The organism is Marinobacterium rhizophilum DSM 18822 (genome assembly GCF_000378045.1).
Classification (GTDB): domain Bacteria; phylum Pseudomonadota; class Gammaproteobacteria; order Pseudomonadales; family Balneatricaceae; genus Marinobacterium_A; species Marinobacterium_A rhizophilum.
The window spans coordinates 302,627-325,667 of the sequence record NZ_KB899090.1; the positions used below are offsets into that span (position 1 = coordinate 302,627).

16 protein-coding genes are annotated in these 23,041 nt (G+C 59.8%); 11 read left to right on the plus strand and 5 right to left on the minus strand.

Annotated features, from left to right (window positions below):
* The first annotated feature begins 90 nt into the window (after positions 1–90).
* The 4 genes from F451_RS0103265 to F451_RS0103280 all read left to right on the plus strand — a co-directional run bounded on the left by F451_RS0103265 (position 91) and on the right by F451_RS0103280 (position 6,476).
* Complete coding sequence (locus F451_RS0103265; protein ID WP_020679922.1) at positions 91–1,479, plus strand: PhoH family protein; 1,389 nt, start codon at positions 91–93, stop codon at positions 1,477–1,479.
* Between the two features lie 706 nt (positions 1,480–2,185).
* Entirely contained in the window at positions 2,186–3,736 is a 1,551-nt protein-coding gene (gene mqo / locus F451_RS24645) for a malate dehydrogenase (quinone) (protein ID WP_051103896.1), read from the plus strand.
* Between the two features lie 114 nt (positions 3,737–3,850).
* Entirely contained in the window at positions 3,851–4,129 is a 279-nt protein-coding gene (gene yidD / locus F451_RS24650) for a membrane protein insertion efficiency factor YidD (RefSeq protein WP_020679924.1), read from the plus strand.
* Positions 4,130–4,268: 139 nt separating this feature from the next.
* Entirely contained in the window at positions 4,269–6,476 is a 2,208-nt protein-coding gene (locus tag F451_RS0103280; RefSeq protein ID WP_020679925.1) for a sodium:solute symporter family protein, read from the plus strand.
* A gap of 107 nt (positions 6,477–6,583) precedes the next feature.
* On the opposite strand, the gene F451_RS0103285 is transcribed toward F451_RS0103280, so the two are convergent.
* Positions 6,584–7,399 carry a mechanosensitive ion channel family protein gene (locus F451_RS0103285; protein ID WP_020679926.1) on the minus strand — a complete coding sequence of 272 codons (816 nt, stop codon included), beginning with the start codon at positions 7,397–7,399 and terminating at the stop codon, positions 6,584–6,586.
* A gap of 334 nt (positions 7,400–7,733) precedes the next feature.
* On the opposite strand from F451_RS0103285, the gene F451_RS0103290 reads away from it, so the two are divergent.
* The 4 genes from F451_RS0103290 (at position 7,734) to F451_RS28565 (ending at position 9,561) form a co-directional block, all read left to right on the plus strand.
* Complete coding sequence (locus tag F451_RS0103290) at positions 7,734–8,339, plus strand: TIGR04211 family SH3 domain-containing protein (protein WP_156826352.1); 606 nt, start codon at positions 7,734–7,736, stop codon at positions 8,337–8,339.
* Positions 8,340–8,507: 168 nt separating this feature from the next.
* Positions 8,508–8,963: an RrF2 family transcriptional regulator gene (locus F451_RS24655; protein WP_020679928.1), complete on the plus strand. Its 456-nt coding sequence runs from the start codon at positions 8,508–8,510 to the stop codon at positions 8,961–8,963.
* Between the two features lie 81 nt (positions 8,964–9,044).
* Positions 9,045–9,287, plus strand: a complete 243-nt coding sequence (locus F451_RS0103300) for a GrxA family glutaredoxin (protein ID WP_020679929.1) — start codon at positions 9,045–9,047, stop codon at positions 9,285–9,287.
* A 139-nt stretch (positions 9,288–9,426) separates the two neighbouring features.
* The gene (locus F451_RS28565; RefSeq protein WP_276202583.1) at positions 9,427–9,561 is read left to right on the plus strand and encodes a hypothetical protein; all 135 of its coding nucleotides are present in this window, start codon (positions 9,427–9,429) and stop codon (positions 9,559–9,561) included.
* Between the two features lie 9 nt (positions 9,562–9,570).
* Here F451_RS28565 and recD read toward each other — a convergent pair whose 3' ends face one another.
* Genes recD through recC form a run of 3 tightly spaced genes read right to left on the minus strand, consistent with a single transcriptional unit; the run spans position 9,571 to position 18,293 of the window.
* Positions 9,571–11,403 (minus strand): exodeoxyribonuclease V subunit alpha, encoded by a 1,833-nt coding sequence (gene recD / locus F451_RS0103305; RefSeq protein ID WP_020679930.1) that lies wholly within the window; start codon positions 11,401–11,403, stop codon positions 9,571–9,573.
* A 3-nt stretch (positions 11,404–11,406) separates the two neighbouring features.
* The gene (gene recB, locus F451_RS0103310) at positions 11,407–14,934 is read right to left on the minus strand and encodes an exodeoxyribonuclease V subunit beta (RefSeq protein ID WP_020679931.1); all 3,528 of its coding nucleotides are present in this window, start codon (positions 14,932–14,934) and stop codon (positions 11,407–11,409) included.
* 2 nt (positions 14,935–14,936) lie between these two features.
* The gene (gene recC, locus F451_RS0103315; RefSeq protein WP_020679932.1) at positions 14,937–18,293 is read right to left on the minus strand and encodes an exodeoxyribonuclease V subunit gamma; all 3,357 of its coding nucleotides are present in this window, start codon (positions 18,291–18,293) and stop codon (positions 14,937–14,939) included.
* A 157-nt stretch (positions 18,294–18,450) separates the two neighbouring features.
* Here recC and F451_RS0103320 point away from each other — a divergent pair, with 157 nt between their 5' ends.
* Complete coding sequence (locus F451_RS0103320) at positions 18,451–18,633, plus strand: hypothetical protein (protein WP_020679933.1); 183 nt, start codon at positions 18,451–18,453, stop codon at positions 18,631–18,633.
* A gap of 9 nt (positions 18,634–18,642) precedes the next feature.
* Here the strand turns inward: F451_RS0103320 and F451_RS24660 are convergent, their stop codons facing one another.
* Positions 18,643–18,882, minus strand: a complete 240-nt coding sequence (locus tag F451_RS24660; RefSeq protein ID WP_020679934.1) for a hypothetical protein — start codon at positions 18,880–18,882, stop codon at positions 18,643–18,645.
* Between the two features lie 297 nt (positions 18,883–19,179).
* Here F451_RS24660 and F451_RS0103330 point away from each other — a divergent pair, with 297 nt between their 5' ends.
* Positions 19,180–20,466, plus strand: a complete 1,287-nt coding sequence (locus F451_RS0103330; RefSeq protein ID WP_020679935.1) for an NAD(P)/FAD-dependent oxidoreductase — start codon at positions 19,180–19,182, stop codon at positions 20,464–20,466.
* A 194-nt stretch (positions 20,467–20,660) separates the two neighbouring features.
* The gene (gene ptsP, locus F451_RS0103335) at positions 20,661–22,946 is read left to right on the plus strand and encodes a phosphoenolpyruvate--protein phosphotransferase (protein WP_020679936.1); all 2,286 of its coding nucleotides are present in this window, start codon (positions 20,661–20,663) and stop codon (positions 22,944–22,946) included.
* The last annotated feature ends 95 nt before the right edge of the window (positions 22,947–23,041 follow it).

Consider the following 23,041-nt stretch of genomic DNA (forward strand, 5'->3'; position numbering starts at 1 on the left):
GGTGCGGCAGCTGTATTGTGCTTATGCAACCGCAGGATACAGCCGCATGCGTATGCTCATCCAGCAAGCAAGCAGCTGAAGGAAAAGCCGATGACCGCATCGAAACTCTATATTCTCGATACCAATGTGTTGCTGCATGATCCTAAGTGCCTGTTCGAGTTCAAGGAACAGGACATATCCATCCCCATGACCGTGCTTGAGGAACTTGATGATATCAAGGACCGCAAGAAAACCGTGGCACAAGAAGCCCGCTACGCAATCCGGGCAATCGACAATATACTCAGCGGAGCGACGACCCCCACCCAGATCACCAAAGGTGTGCGCATTATGCTGCCGGGGCAGAGCAAGGATACGCCCCTGGGAAAATTGAGCATCTTTCCAGACCACGAGCTGGGCGCGCGCCAGGGCTTTCTGCCCGCCGACAAGAACAAGGATAACCAGATTATCAACTGCGCCCTGCACCTGCAGGCGACCAACCCCCACCGCGATATTGTACTGGTCACCAAAGACATCAACATGCGACTCAAGGCGCTCGGCGCCGGATTGCTCAAAGTCGAAGACTACCGCACCGACCAGCTGATCTCGGACCTCGAACTGCTGCCCGCCGGACACCAGAAAATCGAGGGTAACTTCTGGGACCGGGTCGAGCAGGTCGACAGCTACCGGGACGGAGACCGCACCTACCACCGCGTCAATCGGGAAATGCTGCCCGACACCTATCACAATGAATACGTCTACGACGAAAGCCAGGACTTTGCCGCCCGTACCATTTCCATTGAAGACGACAAGGTCGTGCTGCTGGACCTGGGCTACAGCCGGCTGATGCAGCAGAACTGCTGGGGCATAGAACCCATCACGCTGTATCAGGCCTTTGCCATGCAATCCTTGCTGGACCCCACCATCGACATGTGTCTTCTGAACGGCGCGGCAGGCTCCGGTAAAACATTGATTGCTCTGGCCTGTGCGCTGGAAATGGTGATCGAGCAAAAACGCTTTAACAAGATCATCGTGACCCGCTCCACGCCCCCCGTCGCCGAGGATATCGGTTTCCTGCCGGGCACCGAAGAGGAGAAGATGACACCCTGGCTCAGTTCCATTCACGACAATCTCGAGGCCATGCACGAACATGACGAGCGTCCCCAGAGCAGCGTCAAGTACGCCATTGAAAAGGCCAACATCCAGTTCAAGTCGCTGAACTTTATCCGCGGGCGCAGCATCCAGGATGCCGTAGTCATCGTCGATGAAGCCCAGAACCTGACACCACAGCAGCTCAAGACCATCATCACCCGCTGCGGCAAAGGCACCAAGATGATCTGCCTGGGCAACCTCGCCCAGATCGATTCCAACTACCTGACCGCCCTGACCTCGGGCCTCACGTATATTGTCGAACGCTTCAAGGGTTTCGAAGGTTCCGCCAACATCCACTTCGAAGGCATCTTCCGCTCCCGACTGGCACGCTACGCCGAAGAACACCTCTAATACGGGCGCGACAACCTGTTGCAGCGCCATCCACCGTCCCAACAACGCGCAGCTGGACGATACAGAGATGTATCTGTCCAGCAGCTAGCAGCCTGTCGGGCCTGGCCAAGCGCGATGACCTGGCCGCCTCCACAACACACAAAAATCCCCATTGCCACTGCGCACATGGCCGTTCTTCCGGCGTGCCGCACAACGGGCCAGGCGAATTTTCACACTGGGCCCACAGCGCAGTTCTCGCGGCAAATTCCGGGTCCAACATGCCCGAAAGCCTCCTTTTAACGTCGCCCGACCAAAGTATATAGCCCGCCTGCAGCCCTTACCGCAGCTGCGTTACACAATGATGAAACCGCTGATTTATAGGCACTATAAAAGATTCCAGCGTTTCCTTCTGTCGCTGCTGACTTATAATGCGTCGCAACTGCGAATGATAATAATAAAACCTTCAGCCAGATCAATCCGAGCATAAACAGACAGAACAGACCCGGATCTGACGGGCGCTGACATCTGCACATTGATGCAGCTCTGCGCCTTGCTGCCCACCCGCAGACAAACGAAGTTAGGGCTGATGCCATCGCGGCCATATCAGCGCCGAATAAGCGTACCAGTAGTTTCATAGCGAACGGGACTGACAACGCGAACAGGGCCAAAAGCCCCTTTAACGCGAAGTCTCTACGCCAGGATCAACTATCTAAAAGGCGGAGTTATCATGACCACAAAATCCGTAGACGTACTACTCGTCGGGGCCGGCGCAATGAGCGCCACCCTGGGCATGCTGCTCAAACAGCTGGATCCGAGCCTCACCATCAGCATGGTGGAGCGCCTGGACCAGGTCGCCCAGGAAAGCACCGACGGCTGGAATAACGCCGGTACCGGTCACGCAGCATACTGCGAACTGAATTACGCGCCGCTTATGGCCGATGGCAGTATCGACACCCGCAAAGCCTTCACGATCAACAACGCTTTTGAAATCAGCCTGCAGTTCTGGTCCTACCTGGTCGAACAGCAGGTATTGCCCTCACCCAAAAAATTCATCAATGCCACGCCGCACCAGAGCTTTGTCTGGGGCGAGGAAAACGTCAGCTTCCTGCGCAAGCGCTATGCGGCCCTGAGCGCCCATCCGGCATTTGCAGACATGGAATACAGCGAAGACCCCGAGGTCTTGCGTCAATGGATGCCTCTGATAATGCAGGACCGCAGCCCGGATGAAAAAGTCGCCGGCACCCGCGTACGCTATGGCTCCGATGTCGACTTTGGTTCCCTGACACGCAGCATGACTCAGCACCTGCAATCCCAGAACGGTTTCGAACTGCGGCTCGGACGTAGCGTCAATGATCTAAATCAGCAGGCTGATGGCTTGTGGGACGTCGAGCTGAAAAACAGCCAGAGCAATGGCACCGAACACATTCGCGCCCGCTTCGTCTTTCTTGGCGCGGGCGGCGGCGCTCTGCCCTTGTTGCAGCAGTCCGGTATTCCCGAAGGGAACGGTTACGGCGGCTTCCCGGTCAGTGGTCAGTGGCTGGTATGCAAAAAGCCCGAGATTGTCAGCCAGCACCTGGCCAAGGTTTATGGCAAAGCCCCAATAGGTGCTCCCCCCATGTCGGTTCCCCACCTGGATACCCGCATTATCGACGGCGAGAAGGCACTGCTGTTTGGCCCCTTTGCAGGCTTTACCACCAAGTTTCTCAAGCGCGGCTCAAACCTGGATCTGCTCAAGAGCGTACGCCTGAACAATATCAAGCCCATGCTGTCCGTCGGCATGAACAACATGGACCTTACCCGCTACCTGATCAGCGAAGTCATGCAGTCTCATGACTCGAGGATCGAAGCATTGCGCAAGTTCTACCCTGCTGCACGCGCTGAAGACTGGACCCTCTCCCATGCCGGACAGCGCGTACAGATCATCAAGAAAGATGCAGACAAAGGCGGCAAACTGGAGTTTGGCACCGAGGTGATTACCTCGGCTGATGGCAGCCTGTCAGCACTACTGGGTGCATCCCCGGGTGCTTCCACCGCTGCAAGCGCCATGATCGGCATTATTGAACGCTGCTTTGCAGACCGGCTGGCAAGCCCCGCCTGGCAGGACAAGATCAGAGCAATGATCCCGTCCTACCAGCAGGACCTGATGCAAAATACGCCACTGCTCAAGCAGGTACGCAATCGCACGCTGTCGGTGCTGCAACTGGATGAGGAAACCTCGCCCCCAAAGTCACAGCCAGCGTCTGATGCGCTGGAAAACATCCAGGCGCTGGCGAGTTAACTGACAGGCTGTAGCGCAAAGCGCGCCGGCCTGGTCGGTGCGCTTTCCCACAACCGCGTTTTTCCCTATGCTGGTACACTAGAGATCTCGTCCAAGGCTTGGGAGTCACTCATTATGCGCTGGCTGCTGATCGGCCCCATTCGCGCCTACCAACTGGTCATCAGCCCGCTTATCGGGCCCCGATGCCGGTTTTACCCAACCTGCTCCAGCTACGGCATAGAAGCCATTCAGCGCCATGGTCCAGTCAAGGGCGGCTGGCTGACACTGAAACGCATTGCCAAATGCCATCCGCTACACCCCGGCGGCATCGACCTGGTGCCAGAATGCAGCTGTGCAGAACCCGCGGATAATCATACAACGGCGGCTTCCAGCCCCGCGCGAAAACGCCCCTAAACATCCTCTCAGCCCCAAAAACCCAGCCCGTTAGGCAGCCCTTGGCGCTAAATGACGCAACGGTCCCGATTGACCCTCCCGCCCGCAGCAGCTATTAAGTAAACACTCTTACAGCGCTGACCACAGGGCACCAGCATCCATGTTTTCTCCGATCACAGTCACCCTGGTGGTGCTGCTCTATATGGGCGTGCTGTTCAGCATTGCGCAAACGGTGGAAAGCCGCATCGCGCGTAGCGGACAGTCTCCCCGGGGCCCCTGGATCTATTCTCTGTCACTGGCGGTATATGCCACTTCCTGGACCTTCTACGGCAGCGTTGGCCTGGCGAGCCATTCGGGCCTGCTCTATTTGGGGATCTATACCGGCGCACTGATCGCCATTGCGCTCTGGTGGGTTATCCTGCGCCCCATGGTGGCCGCCAAGGAAACCTTTCACATCACAAGCATTGCCGACTTTATATCCACCCGCTACAACCGATCCCAGAGCATCGCCGCCGTCGCTACCCTGATTGCACTTATCGGCGCCGTGCCCTACATCGCCCTGCAGCTGAAAGCGATTATCAGTTCCTTTAACCTGATTACATCCGGCAACAACCCCGGCGTAGGCGGCCTCACAGGCCTGATGGTCACGCTGGTCATGATTGTATTCACGATCGCATTTGGTGCACGAAGGCTGGATCCAACAGAACGTCATCCGGGCATGGTCACGGTGCTGGCCGTGGAGTGCGTGGTCAAGCTGATCGCTTTCATTTCCATTGGTGTCTTTGTGACCGTCACGGTATTTGGCGGCCTCTCACCACTGCTCGAACGACTTGTCGATGGCGATTTAAGCCACCTGACCCGCTTTCGTAGCAACGAGAATAGCGGAACCACCTGGCTGACTTTCATCATCCTGAGCTTTGCAGGCATCCAGCTATTACCGCGCCAGTTTCATGTCGCCGTGGTTGAAAACTCGGACCAAAAGCACATCAGGACCGCGATGTGGCTGTTTCCGCTCTACCTGGTTCTTATAAACCTCTTTGTACTGCCCATAGCCGGGGCCGGGCTGATCAGCGACCTGCCTCTCAGCATGGCTGATTTTTATGTTCTGCTGCTCCCGCAGCAAGCCGGCGAGCAAGCGTTGACGCTACTCGTGTTTATCGGCGGCTTTTCGGCGGCTACCGCCATGGTACTGGTCACCACCATGACACTGGCGACCATGGCTTCCAACCACCTTTTGCTGCCGCTGTTTGAGCTGACGCCGGGCCTTGGACGCGCCCGCGGCTCACTGCTGCAGGTACGCTGGGCGCTAATAGCACTGATTCTGGTCTCAGCCTACAGCTTTGCCGTCGAATTCGCCGACGCCTACCTGCTGGTCACCATTGGTCTGCTGTCCTTCGCCGCCGTACTGCAATTCGCACCGGCGCTGTTTGGAGGCCTGTTCTGGAAGCGCGGCAACAGCGCAGGTGCATTGGCAGGCCTTTGCTGCGGCTTTCTGGTCTGGAGCTATACCCTGGCCCTGCCGAGCTTTATTCGACAGGGCTGGTATGAACCCGACCTGCTCACCGAGGGCCCCTGGGCACTGACAATGCTGCGCCCCGAAGCCCTGTTCGGGCTCGAAGGCCTGCCCCCGCTGACCCACAGCGTTTTCTGGTCACTGCTGATTAACATCGGCGCCTATCTGCTGGGGTCGCTGTTGTTCAGTCCGGGCAAGGGCGAGCGCACCCTGACCACCGACTTTATGTCCGCCATGCTCCCGCAGCACCGGGAAAGCCGTGCCCGCCATACAGGCTTGCATGCCTATATAGACCTGGCCCCGAAAGTCGCCGAGGCCCGCAGCCTGCTGGCCAAATACCTTAATAGCGACAAGGCCGAAGCCGCAGTACACACGCTGATGCAAGACCTGGAGGTACTGGACAAGCCCCATATCACCATCATCGAACTGGTGGAATTTCATCGTTCGCTGGAACACACCCTGGCCGGTGCCATTGGCGCTGCCAGCGCCCACAATGCCATCGAATCGTCGATACACTACAGCGATCGCGAAGCGGCCGACCTAAAAGCGCTATACAGCCATATTGTCAGTGAGCTCAATACACCGCACCTGAGCGCGACCGCACTTGATAGCCCAAGCGCTGCAGCCCAGGGCTCCGCGGATCATTACGGCATGGTGAGCGAACTGCAACGCAATATCGAAAAGCTCGAACAAAAAATCAGGCAGCAGAACAAGGAGATCGCCCAGCTCGAATCCAAACTGGAACAGCGCTATGCGGATATATTCCGCTACCGCATGGAAGCGCAAAAGCGCCTGCAGGAAAACGAGTTGCTGCGCAGGGAACTGGGCGGACTGCGCCCCGAGGATACGAAGTAAAGGCCGCATCATCGCCGAGCCCGCAACCGCCTTAACGCAAAAAACCGCCACAAGGGCGGTTTTTAGCTGCAGTCGCGTTACTGCAACGCATGGCAGCAATGCTGCGATCAGGTATCCTGCTGGTGCAGATGAACATCCATCTGCGGGAACGGAATGCTGATCCCTTCCTCATCCAGTCGCAGTTTGACTTTTTCCGTGGTATCCCAGAGGACAGGCCAGTAGTCGGCACTGTTGACCCAGGGACGCACATTGAAATTCACACTGCTATCGGCCAGCGCCGCCACTGCAATCACCGGCGCAGGCTCCGCCAGGACACGCTCATCCTCCGCCAGAATCTCGCCGAAGATACGCTTGGCCTTGAGCAGATCGGCGTCGTAACCAATACCGAACACCATGTCGATCCGGCGCGTCGCACGCTTGGAGTAGTTAATGATCACACCATCATAGATACCGCCATTGGGCACCACAACCTCACGGTTGTCGCCGGTGCGCATGATGGTGCTGAAAATGGAGATGTGCTCAACGATACCCGAGACGCCGCCAGCCTCAATAAAGTCCCCTTCCTTGAACGGGCGGAGCACGATCAGCAGCACGCCGGCAGCAAAGTTTTTCAGCGAACCCTGCAGCGCCAAACCCACGGCCAGGCCTGCAGCACCCACCACAGCGATCAACGAAGTGGTATCCACACCCAGCTGATCCAGCGCTGCGACGATGACGATCAGCAACAGCAACACGTTGATAATCGAACAGATGAAGTTGACCAGCATCTGATCAACCTTGGCCTTGCGCAGAGCCCTCCCCAGAAGATTCAGTATCAGCTTTGCCAGCCCTCGACCCACCAGAAAGATGGCCAGTGCGAAGACAATATTGATCGCCCAAGGCACGGCATAGGCGTCAACATAGTCAGCGTAAAAGTTATCCATACACACATCCCTTTAAATGAAACAAAAACTGCAACTGTTCCAGTCGCCTCTGGTACTCGAACAGGCTCCCTACTGTCGGGTTCGCGCGACAACACTCAGAAGCTGCGCTGCAAAATGACACCCGATAGCGACATAGGATAATAAAATCCGGCACGATCTCAACAGTTATGATGCTATAGGGTTTCACGATTTTTTTTCGGAACTATAATCAGGAACCTTGGACAATGGTTATACATCAGATACCCAGATGCTATGCCCAACAGGGAGCGTCATTTTCAAGCCCGCTCCATTGGCAGGCAACCCGGCAACCAAGGACAACGACTTTCAAAACTCAATGATTAAATTTCCGGACTCACGCACCCCGAAACGACTCGCCACTGGCCTCATTCTGCTAGCTTCCTTTTCCCTGCAACCGGCTTTCGCCCAGCCAGGCCATGTCGCCGATGACGTTTATACCTTTTACCACAGCGGCCCCAGCAACAAGTACCGTATTGCCGGCCGCGTTCGCAGCGGCGAAGCCGTTGAAATTCTCAAGCGCGATGCAAATACCGACTATGTCCAGGTCAAGCTCGAAAGCGGTCGCACCGGCTGGCTGCCAGGCGACCAGATCACCGAAGGACAAAGCACCCTGGCACGCCTGCCAGGGCTGCAGGCTGCACTGAACGAAAAAAGCGCGACCACCTTGAAACAAGCCGATGAAATCGAAAGGTTACGTTCAGAGCTGACGGAACTCAAAACCCGCGACCAGACATACGCCGGAGAGCGCGATGCGCTTAATCGCCAGATCAAGGATTTGAACTATCAGATCGAAAACATGGATGAAAGCAACCTGATGCGCTGGCTAACGCACGGTGGTCTGGTGGCACTTGGTGGCGTATTACTGGGCCTGCTGATTCCGTATTTTCCGAAACGGCGCAAGCGCAGCAACGACTGGTTCTAATCGAAACAATCAGCACAAACGACTACTCAATAGCGACGGTGCGCAAGGATACCGTCGCTACTGAGCGTCACCTGTATCTTGTACGTTACATTTTTGATTGAATAATCATCGAATGGCATAGATAATTTCACGTCTGACCAATTTGTGATCAGCCGAAAGCCAGACTCTATGCAACTCAACAAGCAGACTGACTACGCTATCCGCGTACTTATCTATCTTGCGACCGCCCCGCGGAGCAAGCTCTGCACCATCGCACAGATGGCGTCGGCACTGAACATTTCACCCAACAACCTGGCAAAAATTGTCAACCGCTTTGCCGCAGACGGCTTGATCACCACACTGCGCGGACGCAACGGCGGCATGATGCTCAACAGCGAAACCCTGAATTTTCGCATGGGCGACCTGGTGGCCTCTTTTGAATCCGATACGGAACTGGCGCACTGTGAACAGCCCGGATGTGTTCTGGCAATGCAGTGCCGCTGGCGCCAGATTCTCGCCGACTCCTTGCAGCACATGCTCGAACACATGAACCAGTACCGCCTGCGTGACCTGCTGCACGACACCGACTGGCTTGAGCAGGTGCTGCAGATTGCCCCCCTCCCATCCGGCGATAGCCTGACATAATCAGCGCCATTGCGAGCCCCAATTGGCAACACACCGAGGCGCCGTGTTCAACTTGTCAGCATTGACTGACAGGAGGAACACATGGAACGCATTACCATTTTTGGACGTGAAGGTTGTGGTTACTGCCGCCGGGCAAAAGAACTGTGCGACATAAAATCCCTCAATTACCGTTACATCGATATCCAGGCCGAGGGGATCAGCAAGGCGGATCTCGAAAAGACGATTGGCAAGCCGGTACTCACGGTGCCACAGATTTTTCACGGGCAACAGCACATTGGGGGCTACACTGAATTTGCCCACCTGCTGAAGCAGACTTTCGCCTGAGCAGGCGCGCACCAAGTCAGCCAGGGCTGTTATCCTGGCTGTATTACTGTTACAAAGGTAGACTGCTGTTCAGGTAAACGACCTGAACCACATCACGTAAACCAACCACAGCACCCTATGTCTGAAACGGAGGCATGCCATGCTTACACTGACGATTCTCGCGTTACTTGCAGGTGGCCTGATGATAATTGCTACTTCCACCAAAAGCCGCTCCAGACCCGAACCGCGACTCATTCCGATCCGCGTGCGCGAAGACCGCCGCCCCCGTCGCTAATCAGCCACTTTATCCACCCCACAGCCGGCCAGCCAATCCGCTGGCCCGCTGCGTACGCCGCGCAATGACCCGCTTGAGCAGGAAATCCGGCGCATAGAGCTCAAACACCTTGCGTGCCCGTGTAATGCCCGTATACAGCAGTTCCCGCGTCAGCACCGGTGAATCCTCCGGCGGCAGCAACAACAGCGTCTGATCGAACTCCGAGCCCTGGGACTTGTGTACCGTCATGGCATACACAGTGTCATGTTCCGGCATTCGGCTGGGCAGCAGCGCCCGTACCTCGCCCCCCTGCTCAAACCAGACACGCAATTCACCCTCGGCGTTTGCCATGGCGATGCCGATATCACCATTGAACAGATCCAGTGCCCGATCGTTGCGAGTGACGATCACCGGCCGCCCGGCATACCAGCTGGAGCCCGGATCAATGAGCCCGGCCTGCGCCAGAGCCTGTTCAATGCGTTCATTCAGGCCGGCGACGCCATAAGGCCCGTTACGCAGGGCACAGAGCAGCTGAAAGCGCCCGAACGCCGCCAGCACCTGGCCCGCCGGCTGCTGCGCCGATATCGCCTGCAGATACGCCCGGTAACCCTCGACGCAGCGATCGATCAGTGTCTGGTAGCCGGCGTTATCCAGCCGGTGCCAGGTGATGTCGGCAAACTGCCCCTGCCACAGCGCCTGAAACTGTGCCTCATCCCCCAGGTTAACCGCGCGGGCCAGCTGCCCGATACCACTGTTGGCACCAAAACGATAACTGGTGCGCAGCTGCGCCAGGGAATCGGCGATGGGACGGGCCTGTGGCGCCTGCAAAGCGGTGCCGTCCAGCTCACAGGCGCGGGCCAGATAACCAGCCTGCGCCTGGCCGTAACGCAGTTCGCCGGACCAGCTGCAGATATCCCCCAGCACGCTGCCCGCCTCAACCGACGCCAGCTGATCGCGGTCGCCGATCAGAATCAGCCGCGCCGTATCGGGAAGCGCTGCCAGCAACCGTGCCATCATCGGCAAATCCACCATCGAAGCTTCATCCACGATGAGCAGATCCAAGTGCAGCGGATTATCGGCATTATGACGAAAGCCCCGGCTGCCCGGGCGCACGCCCAGCAGCCGGTGCAGCGTCGAGGCCTCCTGTGGAATCAGGCGCGCAATCTGCGGCGCAAGTTTCAGACCGCCGCGCGCCGCCGAGATGGATTCCGCCATGCGGGCGGCAGCCTTGCCGGTGGGCGCCGCCAGGCGAATGCGCGGAACGCTCCCGGCTGCCAGCTGCTGCTCAATATACAGCGCCAGCAGCTTGATCACCGTGGTGGTCTTGCCGGTACCAGGCCCGCCGCTGATGACACTAAAGCGCCGGTTCACCGCGACCGCCGCAGCCACCATCTGCCAGTCAGGCTCTGCGCCCGCCCCCCCAAACAGGTGCTGCAGAGACGGCCGGAGTACGTCCGGATCAAGCCCCAGCGGCTCGCTTTTACGCACCAGGAAACCCGCCACATCACACTCGAAACGCCAGTAGCGCTGCAGGTAAAGCCGATCAAGATCCAGTACCAGTGGCGTCAGGCGCTCACCGTCCGACACCACAGCACTGTCGGCATCCAGCGCGGGCGTGCCCGTGAGCCAGGGACGCAGGCGCTCGGCCAGCGGAGGCGTCAGGCTGGCCAGCAGGTCGGGCACCGTCGCAAGTGGCAGGCAGACATTGCCGCGCCCCAGCTCAAAACTGGTGAGTGCCGCCAGCAATAACAGGTTGGCATCGTTACATTGGCCGGTCTGGTACAAAAAACGCGCAAACTGGACATCCAGCGAGCGCAGTCCTCCTGGTAACACGGCTTCCTGTAACAGGCTGAGGATCTGCATGGGTCAGCCCTCCGCCACGGCCAGACTCTGGCCGGCAAACAGCCGGTCCAGCGCCTCGATCAGGGCCTTGTCCGGCCGGCGCTGAAATACCCCTGGACGATCCTCGGCACCGGCACGCATACCGCGCACAAACAGATAGAAGACCCCGCCCATATGCCTATCGTAATCGTAATCCGGCAAGCGCTGGCGCAGCAGTCGGTGCAGCGCCAGGGTATAGAGCTGATACTGCAGATCATAGCGGTGCTCAAGCATGGCGCTCTCCAGTGCGGTTTGTGCATAACATCCCGTGTCATGCCCCAGATGATTGGATTTGTAATCGGCAATGTAATAGCGCTCATCGACCCGGAACACCAGGTCAACAAACCCCTTGAGCATGCCCTGCACGCGATCGAACTGCAGCAGGCCGGCCCGCGCCGAAAGGGCGTCGCCCTCGGCCAGCAGCCGGTTCAGGGCACGACAGTCGAGCCCCGCTACCGGCAGCAGAAACTCCAGCTCTACCAGCCGGTCGGCAGCAGCCACCCGGCGCAGGCAAAGACCGCTGGCATCCAGCGGTGCATCCAGCACATCGGCCACCAGCTGCTCCAGCACCGGCTGCCACAGGGCGTCATAGCCCTCCAGCTGCATGCGCTGTTGTACCATTTGTGCCAGCCCCTCACCTCGAGCCTCGGGGAATTCCAGCTGTTCGAACAGGCCGTGCAGGAAGGTGCCGGCACGAGCCCCCTTGGGGAAACTGAAGATATCGGCCTGCTCGATCAGAGGGGCCGGCGTATCGGTCTCGGCAACCACCTCCAGATCCAGCCCCGGCAGCTCGGCAAGGGTCTGGCTACGGCCGTGGGAACTCAGCCCCGAATAGCTGGCGATACGCCAGTCACGCAGGATACGGCTACAGAATTGCCGAGCCTGCAGCGCCACTATCCCTTCGGCCGGGGCCGGCAGACTGTGCTCGTGCAGCGGCGGTTCGCTCAACACGATGCCCTTGGCCTCGGCAAACTCCGCCAGACAGCTGGCAAGATCGTCCGGCTTGGCGCCACGCAGCAGCAAGTACCCCAGCGCGCTGCGCGCCAGGACGCTTTTTTTGCTCGTGCCTGTCTTCAAGTCACTGATGCCCAGGTAACAGGCATGTACGGAGCGCGTCAGCGCCACGTACAGCAGCCGCAGGTCCTCGGCCAGACGCTCGCCGTCAGCCTTGTCCCTGGATTCTTCTGCACCCCTGAGATCCAGCACCGTACCACTGGCATCATCATGGTAGAGCGCGGTGGACGCCACCCGATGACTAACAGGAAACGGCAGCAGCACCACCGGATACTCCAGCCCCTTGGATTTATGAATGGTCACCAGGGTGACGCGGTTGCGATCACTCTCCAACCGCAGCTGCTGCGCGGTGCTGCCGCCATTGGGGTTTTGCAGATGCTCGCCAAACCAGCGCATCAGCCCAGGCATGCCCTCCAGCTGCTGGCTGGCCTCCTGCAGCAGCTCAGCCAGATGCAACAGATCGGTAAGGCGCCGCTCGCCGTTGGGCAGTGCCAGCAGCGCCGGCGCCAGGTCGCGCCGCTCCAGCAACTGATGCACCGTCGCCAGCACGCCCAGACTGAGCCAGCGCTGGTGATACTCCAGAAACTCCGCCACCAGCGCTTCCCAGCAACGCTCGTCCTCATTGAGCGCATTCAGTGACGCGGCATCCTGCAGCAACAGCGCACTGGCCAGGGCGGTACGCAGATAGCGTTCCTGCTGTGGCTCCTGTACGGCCTGTAGAATGCGGTACAGGTCCAGGGCTTCCTGGGTGTTGAAGACGCTGTCGCGGCCCGACTGATACACCGAGGGCACGTTGCGCCGCTGCAGTTCCCGCTGCACCGCGGCCGCCTCGTAGCGGTCCCGCACCAGCACCGCCAGGTCCGCCGCCTGCAGCGCCTGATCACCCAGGCGCGCCTGGCCTTCCAGCAGCGTGACGACCTGGCTGGCGCAGCTGGCGGCAAAGTGACCCAGGTAGTCGGCCTTGGAGATGGGCTCCCCGGGCAGATGCCAGAGTGTGAGTGCCGGCACCACTTCGCCCCGCAGTGTCAGCGGCTTCTTGTCAGCGTGGGCCGCGGCGCGCACCTCGACAAACGGAATATCGTCCTCATAGATGAAAGGGGCAGCATGACGCGAAAACAGCCGATTGACCGCATCCACCATGGCCTGCCCAGAGCGCCAGTTCGTCTCCAGGGTATAGTGATCAGCCACGGCGCGGCGCGCCTGTATATAGGTAAAGATGTCCGCGCCGCGAAAGGCATAGATGGCCTGTTTCGGATCGCCGATCATGAACAAACCGCACTCCGGCGCATTCGAGTACAGCGTACTGAAAATGCGGTACTGCTGCGGATCCGTATCCTGAAACTCGTCGATCAGTGCCACCGGATACTGCTCGCGTATCGCCGCCGCCAGGCGCTCGCCGGCGCTGGATGCCAACGCCCGATCGAGCCCGCTGAGCAGGTCATCGAACCCCTGCACCCGCCGCTGCTGCTTGTTGCGCGCCAGACGCAGGCGCACCTCGTGCAGCGCTTCGGTGAGGATCAGTTCGCGTAGCGGCACCCAGCTTTCACACAGCGCTTCCAGCTGCTCGAACAGCGAATGCTCGGGGCTGACCCCGTTCTTTTTGGTTTTGTCGCGCAGCTGACTCTGGCAAAAGCGCTGCAGGTTTTTCAGCAGGTTGCTGTCCGGCAGCACCTGCTCCGATACACAGTAGTCATCGATGCTGCGCAGCCAGCCCGGTATCGAAGCCTTGCGGTAGCTGGTGCCATTGAGGTCGGCCGCTTCCACCAGCGCCAGCAGGTCGTCGGTGTTGCTGCGCCAGGCCTGTTTAAACGCCGTCACCCGCGCGTCCTGCTGGCGCCACTGCCCCAGCAGATCAACACCGCTCAGGTCCGGCTCCAGGCGCAAGCCGTCGGTGGCCAGGTGCGGCCGAATGTCCTTGAGCAACCGGGCGGGCTCGGCCCACAGCTGCAAAACTTCATCGGCCAGGCTATCGGGCAGGGTATAGACCCGCTGGCGCCAGTAGTCGAGCATGGCCTCATGCAGCAGCGGCGCATCATCCTGCTCCAGCTCGATGTCGAACAGGCTGCCACTTTCAAATGCATGCTGCTTGAGCATGCGCTGGCAAAAACCGTGGATGGTAAATATCGCTGCCTGATCCATGTTGCGGGCCGCATCGCCGAGCAACCGGGCGGCCGCACCGTGGTCCGGCACTTCCGCCAGCAGCCCCTTGATAAAGGCATCCTCGCTGCTGCCGTGCATAAAGGCCCGACGCGCTTCCTGAATGCGCGCCCGCACGCGGTCACGCAGTTCTTCGGTGGCCGCCTCGGTGAACGTTACCACCAGGATTTCGTCCACATCCAGCGCCCGTGAATGGGCAGTCCCATTGGCGCCATGACCCAGCAGCAGGCGCAGGTAGAGCGCAGCGATGGTATAGGTCTTGCCGGTGCCGGCGCTGGCCTCGATAAGGCGCATGGCATGCAGCGGAAAGTGCAGGGAATCCAGAATCTGATGCGTGCTCATGCTCAGGACTCCTGCTCAATATAATGGCCGATTTCGCCGAACAGCTGCTCGCTCAGCTCCGGCAGCTGTGTACTGATCGCATCGAAATCGGGCCAGGCCCTGGCGATATAGGGGTCATCCCCCTCCCCCGGCACCTGAAAGCCACTGTTAAAGGCCCCCCTGGCCTTGTGCAGTGCCTGCTCCTTGTCCTCGTTGGAGAGCCAGGCCCAGGCTGTGTTGGGCGCCAGTGGCAGGGGTTCGCAGAATCCGCGACGATACCCCGCCAGCAAGCGGTTCAGAGCCTCGATCGCAGCACCGCGCTCGACAGGCTTGAAGCGCAGGCTCATCACACCGGCCTTGCGATCCACCCCCAGGTAATGACACCCCTTCAGACCGGCACCCGCACTGGCAACCAGGTGCAGAATCCAGCCTCGCAGGTAGTCGTGCCCTTTCAGGCCCGCGGGCCTGTAACGAATAAGGCAACCGTCGTGTACCGCATCGAGCCAGCCGCTGAGCAGACAGCCATCCAGCTCAAGGCTGAGCTCATGTCGTGTCGCAGGCACTGCCAGCAGGGGCTGCAGCGCCTGCGCCAGGGGCGCCACATCGGTGCGATGGCGGTTGAGCAAGCGGGTACCGGCCACGCCGACCGGCAGCCCCCCCTGGGCCATCAGACGCCTGGCCAGCACATCAAGGGGTTCTGCGCGTAACTGGGCATGCAAAATCTGTTGTTTAAGCCCGTAGCCTTCCAGTCCGTCAAGCGAAAAAGGTTCTTCGTCCAGGGTCTCAACGCCCTGCTCATGGAAACTGACACGCAGGCGGCGCTGGAAAAAGTACCGACACGGATTGCGATAGAAGGCCAGCAGCTCATCAAGCTCAAGCTCAGTCACAGGCTCGGGGGGCAGCGGCGAGGAACAGAAGGGCTCAACCGCGCCCATTGCACTGCTGGCGGCGGGTAGCCACTGGTCGGCGTAACTGAACAGCTGGGTCGAGTCACCGTTAAAATAGCGCTCACTGTAGGCGGTCAGCGGATGTTCGGTGACCAGTGCTCGACGCAGTTGCCGGGCACTGTGTTCAGGGCTCAGATCAAGGTCCGATGCCTGCGCGAATCCCTGGGTACTGTATTCCAGCAGTTCGCTCACCAGTACCGAAGGCACCCGTTCGCGGTTATCGACAATGGAGCGCCCGATAAAGCTGATATAAAGCAGGTCGCGGGCCGACAGCAGGGCCTCAAGAAACAGATAGCGGTCATCGTCGCGGCGCGACCGGTCGCCGCGACGCGGGTGTCGGGCGATCAGGTCAAAGCCCATGGGCGCCAGCGTGCGCGGATAGACGCCTTCGTTCATCCCCAGCAGACACACCACTCGAAACGGAATAGAGCGCATGGGCATCAGGGTACAGAAGTTGACAGGACCGACCATGAAGCGCTGGCTGCTACGCTGTTCACCGAGGCTCTGGGCCAGGTAGTCCACCAGAATTTCAGCGCTGAGTGGCGCTTCGCAGGCCGCATCGGTGAGCTCCTGATGCAGGCTTTCCAGCACCCGGCGCACCTGGGACAGCGCCAGCTCATCCTCTTCATCGGGACTATAACAGGCCAGCAGCAGGCGGTTGATCTCGCTGACCCAGTCTGCCACCGGACGCGCACCGCGAAACAGCGTACAGGTTTCCTCCAGCAGATCGATAAAGTCGGCCAGGGGGCCGAGCAGCACGGCATCGAGCCCCTCGATCTCGCCATAGGGCGCCTGCCCCTGCCAGAGCCCAGTATCATCCATCAGGGCATAACCGGCCAGCATCCGGCGCAACCCGAAACGCCAGCTGTTCTGCTCAAATGCCGGCAGCGCGAGGGATTCACGCTGCGTCGCATCAAGCCCCCAGCGCACACCCGCCTGTTCTATCCAGGCCCGCAGCTGATCGAAGCCGTCGTTGTCCAGGCCAAAACGGCGCAGCGTGGCCGGCACCTCCAGCAGGTCAAGTACCTCGGACACCCGCAGCCTGCTCTGCGGCAACTGCAACAGCATCAGGAAACTCTGCAGCAGCGGGCTTTCCTGCTGCAGTGAGCGATCCGAAATCGCGAAGGGAATACGCCGCTCATAGCGCGCGCTGCCAAAGACCGCTTCTATATGGGGCGCATAAGCGGCCACATCCGGCATCATGACGATAATGTCCCGTGGCGCCAGTGTCGGATCGGCCTCGAACAGCGCCAGAATCTGGTCCTGCAGAACTTCAAGCTCACGCAACGGACTGTGGCAGCTGTGCAACTGCAACGAACGATCCTCAGGTGACAGCAGGGTCTTGTAAGTGGAGTCCAGGGCACCTGGCGGCTCGACGCTGCGATCTTCCAGCTCAAGAATATCCCGCTGAACGAACTCAAGCAGCGTCTGCGGCGCCTGCAGCTGCTCACCCGGCAGCTCAAAGAAATCAAACCCCGTGAGCTCCATGTCCTGCAGCTGGTGCAGGTAGTCGCGCCCCAGTTTGCCCATGGAGGCCAGCAGGGGATTGCCGCTTTCGAGATAGCCTGCAGGCTGTGCATCAAACAACTGCCCCTGCCCGCCATCGGCCAGCGAATCGCTCGCCTGCCGGGCATTGCCGGACTGAAACAGCCGACGGCTGAGCTTTGCCAGATAGGCAGGATCCACAATATCGCCCCAGTAATGACGACAGGGATTGAGGATCATCAAATGTACGTCGATACGCTGCCCCAGTGCCTGCAGGGCCTGCAGAAAGGTTTGCGGCAGGGCGGAAATCCCGAACACGAACAGCCGTGACGACAGTCCGTCCGGCGTTCGGGCGGCGAGCGCCTGCACGAAGGTCTGCTGCATGTTGGCCCGGTGCCAGCGGGGTTGCCCAAGCGCCTGGGTCTTGGCCACCAGCGCGCGCCAGAGCACAGGCTGCCAGGCCTGGTCGCCCAGCGGGGCAGGTACCGGTTCCGAGCGATCCCAGGCCTCAATCCAATCCGGCCGGTATACCAGATACTGGTCAAAGATATCGGCGATCTTGCCGCACAGCTGGTAGCGTTTGAAGCCGGCCTCATCGGCTTCGAGATACTGGCGCAACAGCAGAAACTCATCCTGTTCCAGCAACGGCGGCAACAGCTCCATCAGCTTCCAGGTCATGGCCTCCTTGCGATAGGCCGAGCGCTCCGGTACCTCAGGCAACAACGTTGCAAAACTCTGCCACAGAAAGGTGGCCGGCAGCGGGAACTGAACACCGGCGGCGATACCCAGGCCCGCGGCCATTTCGAGCTTGAGCCACTGGGCCATGCCGGGACTCTGCACCAGGATGGTTTCATCCTGAAAGGGATCAGGCAGGGGATCGCGCTCAATCAGCAGTACCAGCAGGTCTTTCAGATTGGTCAGCGAATGGGAATGATAGATCTGCAGCATGTCCTGTCCTTGGGAATCGGTGCCTACACCACGGATGAGTATCCGGTAAAGGCCTTACCGTAGAATGACGGGCGGACGTCATCAGATTGTCGCAAGCCGCTGTTCTAATACTGGGCACCTGACCGATGCCCACTCAATGACCGACGGGAGCCTTACCATGAACATTCAGTCCCAGAGCCCGGCTCAGCCCGCACAGATGCTGCTCACCGCGCCCCAACAGACCCGCATGCAATCACGCCAGCGCCTGCTCAGACGCGCCCGGGATATTCGCCAGCAAGCCAGCAGCAGCACCGACCTGTGGCTGGCGGCGCAGTATGAGGCTGCGGCGCAGCTGCTGTAGTCGCGCAGGCTAGCCAGCCGGCTGCCCGTCGGGCGGCTCCTTGGGCGCCGAGACTGGCAACCTCGGCACGATAGCCGGCTCGAACTGGCCAAACCCCTCCGCCAGTGTCCAGAGCGTCAGCCCCTGCTCGACGCGCACCACGCCATCAAAGCGTTGGCGCAGGTAATCCACCGCCTCCTCAAAGGCATCGATGTCACACAGAATGACGCCGCCTCGGCCATTTTCGGTACTGAACAGATAACTTTTCATTGTGCTCTCCTGAGAGCGGAATCATCGCATAAAGCCGCAGTCAGTTTAAGCTCTGCGCTTAACTCATCGCGTGTTTGCGCCACCCCTTTTGGTTCCCGCGTGCCCCCAGCAAGACCAGAACGTTAGAAAATTACGAAAATAATTTACATGCAGACTTAAGACTTTGTCCGCATGCTGTTATTCTCATCACCATTGCGCCACACTCGGTTGCCAATGCCAGCCCCCTGACAGACAGCGCGAAGGCTGCCCCGCGACCGGCACAGGCCAGGATTTCAAAACTGTAGTCTGAGGTATGTCATGAAAAAGCGAGTCGTCATCATTGGCGGCGGAGCGGGCGGGCTTGAGCTTGCCACCCGCCTGGGCCGTCGTTATGGCCGCAAGGGACTGTCCGTCACCCTGGTTGATTGCAACCAGACCCATCTATGGAAACCGCTGCTGCATGAAGTCGCCACCGGCTCGCTCGATGCCGGCATCGACGAACTGAGCTACCGCGCGCAGGCGGCCAATAACCATTTCCGGTTTCGTATCGGCCGCCTGGATGGCCTCGATCGCGCCAGCCGCACCGTGAATCTGGCCGCGGTCACCGATGAGGAAGGATCTGAAATCCTGCCTCAGCGCTCACTGAATTACGACCTGCTGGTACTGGCCATCGGCAGCGTGACCAATGATTTCGGCACCCCGGGTGCCGCAGAGCACTGCGTGTTTCTCGACAGCCGCCAGCAGGCCGAACTGTTCCGAAAAAACCTGCTCAATGCTTACCTGAGCACCAGTGCCGATCCCCACCCGCTGAAGATTGCCATCGTCGGGGCTGGCGCCACCGGCGTTGAACTCTCTGCCGAACTGTTCAACACCGCGCGGGAACTGACCAGCTACGGCTTCGAGCAGGGCGACGCCCAGCAGCTTGAAGTCAGCCTGGTGGAAGCCGGGCCCCGCATACTGCCGGCCCTGCCGGAACGCATATCCGGTGCTGCACACCATGAACTGGAAAAGCTGGGTGTACGGGTACGTGCTTCGACCCCAGTGAAGGAAGTCACCGCCGAGGGTCTGATGACCGCCAATGGCGAATTGATCGAGGCACAACTGATGGTTTGGGCGGCCGGGATCAAGGCACCCGGCTTAACCCGCGAGCTGGACGGGCTGGAAGTCAATACGCGTAACCAGTTGCTGGTCAATGCTAGCCTGCAGACTACCCAGGACCCCTGCATCTACGCCCTGGGCGACTGCGCCGCCTGCCCCATGCCGGACGGCAATGGCCTGGTCCCACCCCGAGCCCAGTCCGCTCACCAGATGGCCTCGCACCTGTATCGCCATATCCGCAAGATTCTGGATGGCCAGCCCATACCCTCGTACCAGTACCGCGACCACGGCTCGCTGGTGTCGCTCAGCCGCTTCAGCACCGTCGGCAGCCTGATGGGCAACCTGAGCGGCAAGAGCATGATGATCGAAGGGCGCCTGGCCAGACTGGTCTACATCTCGCTGTATCGCATGCACCAGATGGCGCTCTACGGTATAACCAAAACCATCCTGGTCACCTTGGTTGATCGCATCAACCGGGTCATTCGGCCACGTCTCAAACTACACTGACGCCGCCACGAACAGGGCCGCCCGGCTCTGTTCGCCCTCGCACCACTGCCAGGTTGCGACAACAGTGTCGCAGCGGGCGCGCTGTGGGCCTTGCGCCGCGCACATGCAATTGCGCCAGTGCGGCGCTTGTGCGAGTATCAAAGCCAAACTCACTCGTTTGATCCAACACGGACAAGGATTTCGGAGTTCAACCTATGCTCCACTCCCTCTCGACGCTGACGTCGCTGGTACAGGACATATCCCGCGCCGAAAACGCGGTCGCGGCCATGCGCCAGATCGTCGTCAAGCTCGCTGAACTTTTTTCAGTACCCGTCTGCAGCCTTTATTTAAAGTCATCCTCTGAACAGCGCCTGGTACTGGCCGCGACGGCGGGTCTCGCGGATGTTGCCGTCGGCAAGGTCAGCCTGGCGCTGAATGAAGGCCTGGTTGGCAAGATTGGCCGCACTCTGCACCCGCTGAACCTTGCTGATGCGCCAACCCACGACAAGTTTGTGCTCATCCCCGAAACGCACGAATCCCCCTACCACCAGTTTATGGGGGTGCCGCTGATTCACCTGCGAGAACTGATCGGCGTTCTGGTTATTCAGGGCACGGAACAGCAGCGCTTCAGCCAGGATGCCGAGGCCTTCATGGTCACCATCGCCAGCCAGCTGGCCGGCACCCTGCAGTCAATACAGCGTTCCGGCGCCTGGCTGCCACAACAGTACACAACACCGGATATCGACCGTTACAGCGGCGTCAAGAGTGCACCGGGAATTGGCTGCGGCCGGCTGGAAGTGCTGCACCTGAATCTCAGCCTGCAGGATATCACCCAGCAGCGCAGCACCAGCATCGATGCCGAGCTGACGCGCTTTGATGCAGCCGTGGCAAGGCTGAAGGACGAGTTGAGTCTCGGGGCTTCGCGCCTGGGCGACAACCTGCCGTCCGACGTCGCCAACCTGTTTTCCGTCTATCTGATGATGCTGCAAAGCCCGGAGCTGCTTGAACGTACGCAGCAACACATCCAGCAGGGTTTCAAAGCCACCTGGGCACTGCGTGAAACGGTCAACGAACTGGCCGGCGTCTTTGACCAGGCGCAGGATCCGTACCTGCGTGCCAGGGGCGAGGACATTCGCAATATCGGCAACCGCCTGCTGCGCCACATGCTCAGCAAAAACCCGCTGGATACCGCCAGCGAACAGCGCGAGCTGGTTCTGGCCAGCGACCTGATCAGCATTGCCGACCTGTCGATTTACCGCCCCGAGCAAATCAAGGGCATCATTTGCACTGCGGGTTCGGCGCTGTCCCATACCGGCATTGTCGCCAATGCCCTGGGCATCCCGGCGGTCATGGGGGTCTCCAGCCTTGACCTGAAGAAATTCGACGGCGAGGAGGTCATTATCGACGGATACCGCGGTGAGTGCATCCTGCATCCGTCTCCCACGCTGCTGCACGAATACCGCCGCCTGCAACATGCCGATGCCCAGTTCATCGACCGGCTGGCCTGCCTGCACGACCTTCCAGCCGAGACAAAGGACGGCGTACGCGTCCAGTTGCTGACCAATACCGGCCTGCTGGCCGACGTGACGCCCGGCCGAAAACACGGCGCCGAAGGCGTTGGGCTTTATCGTTCCGAAATTCCCTTCATGCTGCACGACAGCTTCCCGACGGAAGACGAGCAGTATGAGATCTATCGCCAGGTGCTGGAAGCCTACGCGCCACTGCCGGTGTCCATGCGCACCCTGGATATCGGCGGCGACAAGCAACTCCCCTACTTCGAAATTCGCGAAGACAACCCCTTCCTCGGCTGGCGCGGTATTCGTTTCACCCTCGACAACACCTCGCTGCTGGTCACGCAGCTGCGCGCCATGCTGCGCGCCAATGTGAACAATGACAACCTGCGCCTGCTGGTGCCCATGGTCAGCCGCATCGACGAGCTGGAAACCTTCGTGCGTATCGTCGATGACACCCTGGAAGAGTTGCAGTCCGAGGGCGAGGTCGTCGTGCGCCCACCCATCGGCATGATGGTGGAGGTGCCGTCCGCCGTGCTGCTGCTGCCGCGCATGCTGAAATACGTTGATTACGTTTCCATCGGCTCAAACGACCTGACCCAGTACCTGCTGGCGGTGGATCGCAACAATCCCAAGGTGTCGGCACTGTTCGACAACCTTAATCCGGCCATGCTTGTGGCACTGGAACAGATCGTCGCCCATACCCAGGCTGCCAATATTCCGCTTTCCCTCTGCGGCGAAATGGCCTCGGATCCCGCGGCAGTGCTGTTGCTGCTGGGCATGGGGCTGCGCACGCTGAGTCTGAGCGCCCATAGCATTCCCAAAATCAAGTGGCTGATCCGCTCGGTGAACTTTACCGATGCACAGGAACTGCTGCGCAAGGCGCAAACCCTTGGCAACGAAGTTGAGATACGCGCCCTGATGAGTGAAGAACTCAAGCGTCTGGGGCTCAAAAACCTCAGCGGCCCCGAACCCGCGGTCGTCGCCTGACGTCCACCGGCATGACTTATCACCAATAACTATCGGGCCCGAAAGTATTATTGCTGTACATGGGCCCGAATAGTGCACAGAATCTCATCGACTTC